At 48.0% G+C, this 12,126-nt stretch carries 12 protein-coding genes; 2 read left to right on the top strand and 10 right to left on the bottom strand.

Annotation, left to right across the window (positions count from 1 at the left end):
* Positions 1-87: 87 nt before the first annotated feature.
* The 6 genes from L9P36_RS01270 to efp all read right to left on the bottom strand — a co-directional run bounded on the left by L9P36_RS01270 (position 88) and on the right by efp (position 6,052).
* Complete coding sequence (locus tag L9P36_RS01270) at positions 88-456, bottom strand: hypothetical protein (protein ID WP_237464321.1); 369 nt, start codon at positions 454-456, stop codon at positions 88-90.
* A gap of 283 nt (positions 457-739) precedes the next feature.
* The gene (locus L9P36_RS01265) at positions 740-1,495 is read right to left on the bottom strand and encodes a phosphoadenylyl-sulfate reductase (protein WP_237464320.1); all 756 of its coding nucleotides are present in this window, start codon (positions 1,493-1,495) and stop codon (positions 740-742) included.
* Positions 1,488-3,176 (bottom strand): assimilatory sulfite reductase (NADPH) hemoprotein subunit, encoded by a 1,689-nt coding sequence (cysI, locus tag L9P36_RS01260; RefSeq protein WP_237464319.1) that lies wholly within the window; start codon positions 3,174-3,176, stop codon positions 1,488-1,490. The genes L9P36_RS01265 and cysI overlap by 8 nt, the downstream gene beginning before the upstream one ends.
* The gene (locus tag L9P36_RS01255) at positions 3,176-4,984 is read right to left on the bottom strand and encodes an assimilatory sulfite reductase (NADPH) flavoprotein subunit (protein ID WP_237464318.1); all 1,809 of its coding nucleotides are present in this window, start codon (positions 4,982-4,984) and stop codon (positions 3,176-3,178) included. Before L9P36_RS01255 ends, cysI begins: the two co-directional genes overlap by 1 nt.
* 150 nt (positions 4,985-5,134) lie before the next feature.
* Entirely contained in the window at positions 5,135-5,365 is a 231-nt protein-coding gene (locus tag L9P36_RS01250) for a thymidylate kinase (RefSeq protein ID WP_237464317.1), read from the bottom strand.
* A 120-nt stretch (positions 5,366-5,485) separates the two neighbouring features.
* The gene (gene efp, locus L9P36_RS01245; protein WP_237464316.1) at positions 5,486-6,052 is read right to left on the bottom strand and encodes an elongation factor P; all 567 of its coding nucleotides are present in this window, start codon (positions 6,050-6,052) and stop codon (positions 5,486-5,488) included.
* A 32-nt stretch (positions 6,053-6,084) separates the two neighbouring features.
* On the opposite strand from efp, the gene epmB reads away from it, so the two are divergent.
* Positions 6,085-7,110: an EF-P beta-lysylation protein EpmB gene (epmB, locus tag L9P36_RS01240; protein ID WP_237464315.1), complete on the top strand. Its 1,026-nt coding sequence runs from the start codon at positions 6,085-6,087 to the stop codon at positions 7,108-7,110.
* A 357-nt stretch (positions 7,111-7,467) separates the two neighbouring features.
* Here the strand turns inward: epmB and pgi are convergent, their stop codons facing one another.
* Positions 7,468-9,117: a glucose-6-phosphate isomerase gene (gene pgi / locus L9P36_RS01235; RefSeq protein ID WP_237464313.1), complete on the bottom strand. Its 1,650-nt coding sequence runs from the start codon at positions 9,115-9,117 to the stop codon at positions 7,468-7,470.
* A gap of 259 nt (positions 9,118-9,376) precedes the next feature.
* Here pgi and L9P36_RS01230 point away from each other — a divergent pair, with 259 nt between their 5' ends.
* A complete protein-coding gene (locus L9P36_RS01230; protein ID WP_237464311.1) occupies positions 9,377-9,793 on the top strand; it encodes a secondary thiamine-phosphate synthase enzyme YjbQ in 417 nt (138 codons plus the stop codon).
* A gap of 31 nt (positions 9,794-9,824) precedes the next feature.
* Here the strand turns inward: L9P36_RS01230 and L9P36_RS01225 are convergent, their stop codons facing one another.
* From L9P36_RS01225 to alr, 3 genes are all read right to left on the bottom strand, one after another.
* Positions 9,825-10,253, bottom strand: coding sequence for a hypothetical protein (locus L9P36_RS01225; RefSeq protein ID WP_237464309.1), 429 nt, complete (start codon positions 10,251-10,253; stop codon positions 9,825-9,827).
* Positions 10,254-10,419: 166 nt separating this feature from the next.
* A complete protein-coding gene (locus L9P36_RS01220; protein ID WP_237464307.1) occupies positions 10,420-10,833 on the bottom strand; it encodes a hypothetical protein in 414 nt (137 codons plus the stop codon).
* Between the two features lie 195 nt (positions 10,834-11,028).
* A complete protein-coding gene (alr, locus tag L9P36_RS01215) occupies positions 11,029-12,123 on the bottom strand; it encodes an alanine racemase (protein ID WP_237464306.1) in 1,095 nt (364 codons plus the stop codon).
* Positions 12,124-12,126: the final 3 nt, after the last annotated feature.

Raw genomic sequence — 12,126 nt, 5'->3', positions numbered from 1 at the left:
GCATGAGAGCTCACACAAGCGGTGTGAATCCTCATGCTTCTCCATACCAGTAACGATTATCACTGGTCACATATTTGAGAATCTCAATTACTCAAATAGGAAGCCTTTTACACTTGGCTCACGGCTACGAAGATAGTCTTGGTAACCCAAGTAGCTGCGATACCACAACCAACCAAATACCGCGATATTCAAGACCAAACCGATTAGCGCACCCAAGAAGCCTGCAATCATCCCGATAATGCCAGCAACGAAACCCACAGCAACGCTAGCAAGCAAAGAGATCACCACATTTTTCAGCTGATACATGCAATGTGCTTGCTCCCACTCTTCACCTTTTTCACGGTTCACAAATGAGAAAAACACACCGACGATCGCCAAAATCACAGTCAAATAAAGCAGGTAAGCTTGCTTGACTTGTGGCATTGATTTGAACTCTTCTACGCTTGGTACAGACATGGTAACCCCTTAAAAAATAACAACATTTAGCTTTGCGTTCTTTATACGCGGGTACTAAAAAATGGCAACCAAGTTCCGTTAAAGCATTGAAAACGTTCACTATAGTCAGAGCAAGATCTCAACAAAAATGTTTTTTATCATGAACTTACAATACAGCTTTCGGCCAAATCACAAACAAAATTGAGTAAATACTCAGCCTGTTTTTCTGCACTGTCAGCAGTGCTAACAACGAAAAAAAGCGCCGAAGCGCTTTTCATCAAACAAATCAACCCAGAGGCAACCCCTAGATGCCAGAGCCATCCACTTCATTGTCCTCATGCAAACCACATTCACGTTTGAGGCCAAAAAAGCGAGTTTGCTCTTCCGTCATACCCGGTTCCCACTTTTGTGTGGTGTGCACATCGCCAACAGAGAGGTAACCCTCATCCCATAATGGGTGATAGGGCAGATCAAACTCTTTCAAGTAGTAGTGCACATCTTTGTTGGTCCAATCAATAATCGGCAGAAACTTAAACACGCCATTTTGAATACTCAATACTGGCAGCGCGCCACGAGAACTCGCTTGATCTCGACGCAGACCAGAGAACCAGGTTTGAGCACCCAGCTCTTTTAATGCGCGCTGCATCGGCTCCACTTTATTGATTCGGTTATAGTGCTCAATCCCTTCAACGCCCTGCGTCCACAACTGGCCATAACGCGCCTCTTGCCAAGCCGGGGTTTGCGCTGCGCGATAGATGCGCAAATTCAAATTTAAGCGCTCAGTCAGCTGATCAATAAAGTGATAGGTTTCAGGAAAAAGATAGCCCGTATCGGTCAAGATGACCGGAATATCCCCCTTCACCTGTGTCACCAAATGCAGCATCACCGCCGCTTGAATACCAAAGCTAGATGAGAGCACAAATTCACCCTCAAGGTGCGTGAGCGCCCAAGCTACGCGCTGCTGCGCACTCAGTGTTGATAGCTCTGCATTAACGGCAGCCAAAGCTTGCGTACGTGCAGCCTTGTCTAAAGTCAGTAACTCTGAAAGCGGTTTAAGCATGAAAATCCCTCTTCGATACCTTCACTTCGTCAACAATGCCCGCGCGAATCACAAAATCACCAAAGGCTTCATCACCTTGACGATCCTTGCGCCACTGGCCAATCAACTGATCCAACTCAGACATAATTTGCTCAACTGTCACATTTTCACGATACATCTTAGGTACCCGCGTGCCGTTACGATTACCGCCCAAATGTAAGTTATAGCGACCCGGCGCTTTGCCCACCAAGCCCACCTCGGCAAGCATGGCGCGTCCACAACCATTAGGACAACCAGTGACGCGCAAAATGATATTGTCATCACTGGCATCATGTTTGGCGAGCAAGCCTTCCACATCTGTGACAAATCCCGGTAAAAAGCGCTCCGCTTCTGCCATCGCCAATGGACAGGTTGGAAAAGCCACACAAGCCATGGAGTTGAGGCGCTGCTCACTCACGTTATCATCAAGCAATCCATGGGCACGCGCAATCCGCTCTATTTGCCCTTTTTGTGCTTCGGGCACCCCGGCAATCACAATGTTTTGATTGGCTGTCATGCGAAAATCACCTTGGTGCACCTTGGCAATTTCAGCCATCCCTGTTTTCAGTGGCTTACCCGGAAAATCCAACAAGCGGCCATTTTCAATAAACAGAGTGAGATGATGCTTACCATCAATACCTTCAACCCAACCAAAGCGATCGCCGCGATGGGTAAATTCATAAGGTCGGCTTGGACCAAAGGTAATTCCAGCGCGCTTTTCCACTTCTGCTTTAAAGACATCAACGCCGACACGATCGAGGGTGTATTTGGTTTTGGCATTTTTACGATTACTACGGTTGCCCCAATCACGTTGGGTGGTCACCACCGCCTCAGCAATGGCAAGGGTGTGCTCTTTGGCAATAAAACCAAAATCATCGGCGCGACGTGGATAAGTACTGGTATCGCCATGGGTCATCGCCAAACCACCACCAACCAAAACGTTAAAGCCCACCAGCTCACCATTTTCACTAATGGCGATAAAGTTCAGGTCATTGGCATGCACATCCACATCATTGATCGGCGGGATCGCCAGCGTGGTTTTGAATTTACGGGGCAGATAGTTGCTCCCTAAAATCGGCTCTTGATCCGTTTCTTCCAGCTTTTCGCCATCAAGCCAAATTTCCGCATAGGCGCGAGTTCGCGGCAAAAGGTGCTCACTAATTTTAGTTGCCCACTGATAAGCTTCCTGATGCACGCCAGACTCAATGGGATTGGAAGTACACAGCACATTACGGTTCACATCCCCCGCCGTGGCAATAGAGTCAATGCCGATGCTATTGAGAGTTTGGTGCATCAATTTAATATTGGGTTTCAGCACGCCATGAAACTGAAAAGTTTGCCGAGTGGTTAAACGAATACTGCCATAGCTGGTGTGCTCATCGGCAAATTTATCGATGGCCAGCCATTGATGAGGCAAAATCACCCCGCCCGGCATTCGCGCACGCAGCATTACATTATGCAGCGGCTCCAATTTTTGCTTGGCGCGCTCAGCACGAATATCGCGGTCATCCTGCTGATACATGCCATGAAAACGAATGAGCTGAAAGTTATCGGCGGTAAAGCCGCCGGTTAGGGGATCAGCCAAATCGGCTTCAATGGTGCCGCGCAGAAAGTTACTTTGCCCTTTCAAACGCTCGTTATCTGATAATTTTTGCTCACTCATTAGTACACATCCTTTTGATAGCGTTTCTGTTGACGCAATTCATTGAGATAGGCTTCAGCGCTGGTTTCATCTTTATTGCCGTGCGCAATCACCACTTGCTTGAGCGCCTCGTGCACATCTTTGGCCATGAGCGTCGCATCACCACAAATATAAAGGTGCGCGCCATTTTCGAGCCATTGCCATAGCTCAGCCCCTTGCTCGGCAATGCGGTGTTGAACATAGACCTTGTCGCTCTGATCGCGGCTAAAGGCCAAATCAATACGATCCAAAACGCCATCTTTGATATATTTTTGCCACTCGACTTGGTAGAGAAAATCTTGGGTAAAGGTGCGATCGCCAAAGAACAACCAGTTACGACCATCGCCATCCTGATCATCGCGCTCCTGAATAAAGGCGCGAAACGGTGCAATCCCAGTACCAGGACCGATCATCACCACATCCGTATCGGCGCTTGGCAGCTTAAAGTGATCGTTACTTTCCACATAGACACGCACGGTGTCGCCTTCTTGCACGCGATTGGCAAGATAGCTAGATGCGCCACCTTCGCGAGTTTCATCACCCACTTGATAACGCACCACACCAACGGTGAGATGCACCTCTTCCCCGACTTCCGCCTGACTAGAGGCGATGGAGTACAAACGTGGGGTCAAACGGCGCAGCAGACCAAGCAACTGCTCAGCGCTGAGTTTGGTTTTCTTTTGCTTGAGGACATCGATAATTTGGGTGTTGTTGGCATATTGACGGCAGGCATCTTTATCCTGCGCTAGTTTTTCAAGCTTTTTACTACCTGAAAGCTCAGCATATTTGCCTATCAGCTGCGGCGTCGCACTGGTGATTTCATATTGCGAAATCAAAGCCTCACGAAGCGTCAGCGCTTGCTCATCAACTGTCACCGATGTTTGTCCATCGAGATCGACAGCGGCCAAGATGGCATCCACAAGTCCAGCATCGTTATCAAAGTACACGCCCAGTGCATCACCCGGTTGATAATGCAAACCTGAGTCTTCGAGATCCAACTCGATATGGTGCACAGCTTTGTCAGAATCACGGCCGGTAATGCGCTGACTGGTGAGTAGCGGCGCAGGATAGGGATTACGTTTGTTATACGCTGATGCAGCCGTTGTGGTCGCAACAGGCGCGTTCACATTTGTGCCAGCGGCTGGTGCTACGCTATCAAATTCTGCTTTTAATGCACCGAGCTGCGCGCCAATCCATGCATCCACCTCACTTTGATAATCCACATCACAATCAAGACGCGCAGCAAAAGCGCTGGCGCCAAGCTTACCGAGGTAGTTATCGAAATCTTTACCGGTTTGGCAGAAGAACTCATAGCTTGAATCGCCCAAACCAATCACTGCGTATTTCAGCGCATCCAGTTTGGGCGCTTTTTTCGATTGCAGAAATTCATGCAGCGTAATGGCGTTATCTGGCGGCTCGCCTTCACCATTGGTAGAGGCAACAATCAGCACATGGGTTTCTTTGCCAAGCTGCTTTCCTTTGTAGTCATCAGCACTATACAAAGAGGCAGGTAAACCGAGCGCTTGCGCCTGCTCAACCACTTGCTGAGCGACGCCCTTGGCGTTACCCGTTTGCGATGCATAAATCACCGTTAGGTGCGCTTGAGGCCCAGCACTTGCAGCCGCAGGGATCAATTGTGCAGCTTGTGTTCCCGTTTGGCTGAGCGCCCAAAAATAACCACTGACCCAGGCCAGTTGCTGCGCAGAAAGATCTGCGATGCCTTGTTGCAACTGGTTCACTTGCTGATCAGAGAGGGGACTGGCGAATCCCAATAAATCCTTAGCAGACATATCACGACATTCCTTTTCATTGCGTGACGATAGATTAGCCAGTTACAAAAATAAGGAGAAAGAATGGATCAGTATGTTTTATAACGTTTTGGAAAAAGGAAATGCGCATCCCGCTGTTGTTTCTACCACGCCAAAATGAACCTAAGCGGTTTAATCAATGATTCGAACCTGCGCAAAACCGATTTGTTGCGCGCTTTCCATGGCATCATCCAAGCTGCCATAGCAACATTCACCACCAGCATAATCGGTCAGCCGATGCAGCTGGCCTCGCGCATCACGACAGGCCACAATCCAGCCAGATTGGCCATGCAAGGATGGCTCCACCTGCGCTTCCACCAGCACTTGGTTTTGGTACATCTGTCTTAATTGATCACGGGTCATGTCGCCTCCGCTAAATGTGCCATGAGCATCACTAAGCATGGTCAAGGCTGACCGTGAACGCCAAATTTCACGCATAAAAAAACCACGCATCGGGCGTGGTTTTTTATCAAAGCCAAGTGATTACTTCACACGGCCCACGTATTCAGCGCTACGTGTATCTACCTTGATCACTTCACCGATCTGGATAAATAGAGGAACACGAACCACAGCACCAGTTGAAAGTGTTGCAGGTTTACCGCCAGTACCCTGAGTGTCGCCTTTCAGGCCAGGATCAGTTTCAATGACTTCAAGCTCAACGAAGTTTGCTGGGGTTACCGCGATTGGGTTACCGTTCCAAAGGGTTAGCATACATTCGTTGTTCTCAACCAACCATTTTGCGTTGTCGCCCACTGCTTTAACGTCAGCCGCGATTTGCTCAAAGGTTTCGTTGTTCATGAAGTGGTAGAACTCACCGTCGTTGTATAGATAATCAAGATCGATATCCATTACATCAGCAGCTTCTACGGTTTCACCAGACTTGAAAGTTTTCTCAAGGGTTTTGCCAGATAGCAGTTTACGAATTTTTACACGGTTAAACGCTTGGCCTTTACCTGGTTTGACGAACTCGTTGTCGGTAATGACACAAGGTTCATTATCGAGCATAATTTTAAGTCCGCTACGGAAGTCGTTAGTACTAAAAGACGCCATCTGATCCTCTTAACATCTCGAGTTAAAAAATAATGCCGCACATGATAACCCGAAACAGGGTCACAGTTGAACAAAACTGGCTCGATGAGTTAGCCCATGGCGTGTCTGATCCTGAGACACTACTCAAAAAATTGGCGATTCCTCATGCACAGTGGCCCAACTGGCAGGCAGCTCGTGCGCAATTTGCCCAGCGCGTACCACAAGCATTGATCGATCGCATGCAGCCGGGAAACATTGATGATCCCATTTTAAAACAAGTGCTGCCCATTGAGCAGGAATTATTCCAAAGCCCAGGTTTTACCGCCGATCCCCTTGAAGAGCATGCCAGCAATCAGCAAGCCGGTATCTTACATAAATATAAAAATCGCGCGCTGATGATCCTCAAAGGCGGCTGCGCGGTAAATTGCCGCTACTGTTTTCGCCGTCACTTCCCCTATGCCGACAATCCAGGTGGCAAGCGTCATTGGCAACAAGCGATTGACTATATTGCCCAGCAACCTGAGATCAATGAGATCATTCTCTCTGGCGGCGACCCGCTGATGGCCAAAGATCATGAACTTGATTGGCTGATCGCCCAACTTGAGCCCATTGGCCATATCAAACGGCTGCGCATTCACTCACGCTTGCCTGTGGTGATCCCAAGTCGTGTCACCGACGCACTCTGCGATCTGCTACAAAACACCCGCTTTCAAGTGCTGCTAGTTACCCATATTAATCACCCGCAAGAGATCGACGAAGCGCTGGCAAGTGCGATGCGAAAACTGAAAAACGCAGGTGTCACCCTGCTTAACCAAGGGGTGCTGCTCAAAGGCATTAATGATGACGCGCAAATACTGGCGACTCTCAGTAACCGACTCTTTGATATCGGCATTTTGCCCTACTACCTACACCTTTTAGATAAAGTGCAGGGCGCAGCTCATTTCTTAGTCAGCGACGATCGCGCGCGCGAAATCATGGCCAATCTCGTGACCTTAGTGTCTGGCTATTTGGTGCCTAAACTGACTCGTGAAATTGGCGGGCGCCCAAGTAAAACGCTCATCGATTTACATTTGGAATAGAGCTTTCGATCTTTACTCAATAAAGAACGAGCTCTTCAGGCAATTCAACCAAGTGATTTCAAGAAAACGGTTTGTGCCTTTCGGGTCTCGCCCCGAAAGGCGACCTACTTTCTGCAACAGCCCAGAAAGTAGGCAAAGAGGCCGCCCTAAATTGCGCTCATTCTTTGATGCTTCAATATTGCTCATTTGGACCGCTTTGAATGTGTTCCCGACACAGACAAAGCTTTCGCGGCGTCCTGCCGCTCATCCAAAACAATATTGAATCATCCAAGGCGCAATCAAAGGGGATTTCTAAATACAAAAACGCGCCCAGAGAGGCGCGTTTTTTATCAAACATTTTCAAATGAAGACGCGCAATTAGCGACGCATCATTTTAAAGCGGTTGATCAAACCATTGGTTGAACTGTCGTGATCGCACACGAGCGCTTCGTTTTCCAATTTAGGCAGGATCGCACTGGCAAGCTGTTTACCAAGCTCAACGCCCCATTGGTCAAAGCTAAAGATGTTCCAAATAATGCCCTGACAGAAGATTTTGTGCTCGTACATAGCAATCAACTGACCCAAGCTACGTGGGGTCAATGATTTAAGCAAAATCGCGTTGGTTGGGCGGTTACCTTCAAACACTTTAAATGGTACAAGCGATGCCACTTCTTCTGCTGATTTACCAGCAGCGACAAACTCAGCTTCCACTTGCGCTTTGGTTTTACCAAAGGCCAAAGCTTCTGTTTGTGCAAAGAAGTTCGCCATCAATTTTGGATGGTGATCGCCAAGTGGGTTGTGGCTTTGCGCCATGGCAATAAAGTCACAAGGGATCAGTTTGGTACCTTGGTGAATCAACTGATAGAAAGCATGCTGACCGTTGGTACCCGGCTCACCCCAAATGATTGGGCCAGTTTGGTAATCCACTGGATTGCCATTGCGATCCACATACTTACCATTGGACTCCATATTGCCCTGTTGGAAGTACGCTGCAAAACGATGCATATACTGGTCATATGGCAAAATCGCTTCAGATTCAGCGCCATAGAAGTTGTTATACCAAAGGCCAATCAGTGCCAAAATCACTGGCATGTTGTCGCGTAGCGGGGTGTTGGCAAAGTGTTGGTCCATATCATGGGCACCACTTAATAGCTCGATAAAGTTATCGAAACCAATGGCTAGCGCAATTGGCATACCGATCGCTGACCAAAGAGAGTAGCGACCGCCAACCCAATCCCAGAACTCAAACATGTTGTCGGTATCAATACCAAACTCAGCAACTGCTGGCGCATTGGTTGAAAGCGCCGCAAAGTGTTTCGCAACATGGGCACTGTCACCTGCAGTCGCCATAAACCAATCACGTGCAGAGTGCGCGTTGGTCATGGTTTCTTGGGTGGTAAAGGTTTTTGAAGCCACCAAGAATAGGGTGGTTTCAGGATCCACTTTTTTCAATGTTTCCGCGATATGGGTGCCATCAACGTTAGAAACGAAGTGAAGTTTCAGATGATTTTTAAATGGCGTCAATGCTTCACATACCATGTATGGACCCAAATCTGAGCCGCCGATACCAATGTTCACGACGTCAGTGATCGCTTTGCCGGTGTAGCCTTTCCAATCACCAGAGATCACACGATCAGTAAAGCCGCGCATCTTCTCAAGCACAGCATTTACTTTTGGCATGACATCTTCGCCATCGACTTTGATTGGCATATTGCTGCGGTTACGAAGGGCCACGTGTAATACTGCGCGATCTTCAGTGCGGTTGATCTTTTCACCTGAGAACATCGCTGCAATGGCACTTGGTAGATCGATTTGCTCTGCCAACGCCACTAGCTTGGTCATGGTCTCTTCAGTGATCAGGTTTTTGGAGTAATCCAAAAGAAAATCATCGCCAAAAGAGGTCGAGAAGTTCGCAAAGCGATTGCTATCAGCAGCAAATGCAGCGCGTAGGTCAAAGCCTTGCTGCGCATCAAAGTGCGCTTGTAGCTCGGCCCATGCCGCAGTTTGCGTTGGGTTGATATTTTTCATCGAAACATCCTAATTTTTTTGATTGGCAGGTTCCCCTGCACTCGCAAGCAAAAAGAGCCGCAGCTCTTGCTGCCACCCTCGAAAATTGATTTTTGTGCAAGGCCCAAAGTCTACCGAATCGGCCCTTGCTCGGTCGAGTTTTATGTCACACAATTTAGTCCAGTTTCTTCACAGACGCATGACATTTGCTCACTTAACTGTGGTGATGTTCATGATTTATTAGTCAATATGAATTTTCATCAATGTCAGGCAAATCACCATGTGGCAACAACAGCTCATCACACTTAAAGCACGCTCACGCGGCTTTCATCTCATCACCCATGAAGTCGAACAATATATTGGCCATTTGTTACCACAATGTGGATTAGTTCATCTGTTTTTACAGCATACCTCAGCAAGCTTAACCCTGAATGAAAATGCGGACCCAAGCGTGCGCGCCGATATGCAGCGCTACTTTGCCCATGCGGTGGCTGACGATACGCCCTACTTCACCCATACTGATGAAGGCCCTGATGATATGCCCGCGCATATTCAATCCAGCCTGGTTGGCAATCAGCTGACCATTCCCGTGACCAATGGCCGACTCTTACTAGGTACTTGGCAAGGTATCTATTTAGGTGAGCACCGCCAGCATGGTGGCCAGCGCCGATTGGTTGTGACCATTCAAGGGCAATAAAAAAACGCGCCCAGAGGCGCGTTTATTCATGTTACTCAAACAAACTTAAATCCATTTGTATGCACTGATTCCATGCGTCTTGATGAATTGATAAGTTAGGCTGATCCACCACCCACGCCTCTTTATGAGCTTCAGCGATATTTAAAATCAGCTGATTCATGCGCCCCTCAACGCCTTCCAGACTCGTGTCATACATCGACTGAACCGTCTTTCTTTGCATTGCAAGAAATTCATCTTTAGTCAAATCAAGATTCTCAGGGTTCAAGCCTATAGCTAACGCTTGCGTCGCAATGCCGGCATTAAAAACCATCATTCGACACGCTTCCCAACGTTCAAATTCAAGCATATATTCCTGTGAACCGTCATCATCCCGATGCATAGGGTAATAGATTTCCCATGGCTGACTTTCAGCACATACTAACACTGGGAAAAACAACAATACCGCCAATAATCGTTTCATCAAATCCATTCCACTCCGTAACATTCAGTGGCGGATTATATGATTTCGGATTAAAAAATAACGATTATCCCTATGTTTCATAATGCTTTTCATTAATTGTTCGAGCTAGCATTCAATTTGTTCACGCAACAAAAAACGCGCCCAAAGGCGCGTTCAAGAAAGAAAACTAATTAAAGCGGGCCACAGGAATATTCATACAACGCCGCCACGCTTCTTGCTTAATTGCTGTATTGTCCGCGCCTTCTACCCACGCGCCTGCGTATTGCTTAGCCATATCAAAGACCATCTGATGTAGCTCACCATCAATCCCATATTCCTCAACAGGATATATTGTGGCTAATATGTCGAGATGCTCTTGTACGCGATGCGGCTCAGTGATCGACAGAGAACCTGTCGCAATACTCACATCAGACACAAATATACTGCAGTAATACCACCGCTCTTCCTGCTGGTATTGCTCAGCCGTTAGTTTCTGATAAGGATCGATATGATGATAAATATCATATTCTACCTCCCAGGGGGGTCCTTTAGCCCATACCAACATCGGCATACACAGAAATAACATGATGACTCGCTTCATGAGACGCATTCCTCAATACCCAATAACGCCACAATATAAAGCGAAAAATGCCAAAGAACATTTCAATCCATTTATTACATCAATACTTTAAGAACAAATTCGAGACGCATTCAATTTCATCGGCTTCACTCGCCAATAAACTAAAAACGCGCCCAAAGGCGCGTTTTTTCAAACTCAAAAATGACGTGTTTTGGATTAGTCGATGTAAACCATACGCACACGTTGGGTGAGTTGTGTCACCAATTCATAGCCGATGGTACCAACACCTTCCGCAATGCGCTCAACAGGTAGTTCAGGACCCCAGAGCACCACTTCATCGCCCACTTGCTCGGTAGCATCTGGCCCTAGATCAACAGTGATCATATCCATGGAGACGCGACCAGCCAGCGACACCATACGACCCGCTTGACCATTCTTGCCACAAACCCAGACTGGCGTGCCACTTGGCGCCAAACGTGGGTAGCCATCACCATAACCAATGGCAATCACGCCAAGTTTGGTATCGCGATCAGCGCGCCAAGTGCTGCCATAGCCCACGGGCTCGCCTTTTTTATGGTCACGCACGGCAATAATCGAACTAGAAAGACGCATCACAGGTTGGTAGCCCAAATCCTGCCCACATTTTTCAGCAAAGGGAGACACACCGTACAAAATAATACCGGGACGCACCCAGTCATAGTGGCTTTGTGGCCAAGAAAGGATCCCCGCTGAAGCTGCAATGGAGCGCTCGCCACGGTGACCTTCAGTCAGTTTTTCAAAACAGGCAATTTGCTGCTCAGTCAGTGGATTGCTGAGCTCGTCGGCGCAGGCAAAGTGACTGATATAACGTACAGGTTTGGCGACATTGTCGCAGGCATGTAGACGCGCCACCACTTCATCCACCTGTTCGGCACGAATGCCCAAGCGATGCATACCTGTATCAATTTTCAACCACACCGGAATGGGGCGTGATAGCTGCGCTTGCTCAAGCGCTTCAAGCTGCTCAAAACTGTGCACCACAGTTTCAATTTTTAGATCGGCAATCTGCGGCAAAGCATCAGGATGATAGAAACCTTCAAGCAGCAAAATGGGCACATCAATACCGCCTGCACGCAAAATTAACGCCTCTTCAAAACGCGCGACACCAAAGGCGTCGGCATCGGTTAAGGCCTTTGCTGTTGGCACCAAACCACCGCCATAGCCGTTGGCTTTCACCACAGCGAGGAGTTTGCTATTGGATGCTTGTTGTCGAAGTTTTTGCCAGTTGGCCTGCAGCGCGTTTAAGTCAATCTGCGCGGTTGCCGCTATCATGCT

It is taken from the genome of Vibrio stylophorae, from assembly GCF_921293875.1.
Lineage (GTDB): Bacteria > Pseudomonadota > Gammaproteobacteria > Enterobacterales > Vibrionaceae > Vibrio_A > Vibrio_A stylophorae.
Note: the sequence above shows the minus strand (reverse complement) of the source record. Positions and strands in the feature narration are given on the sequence as shown.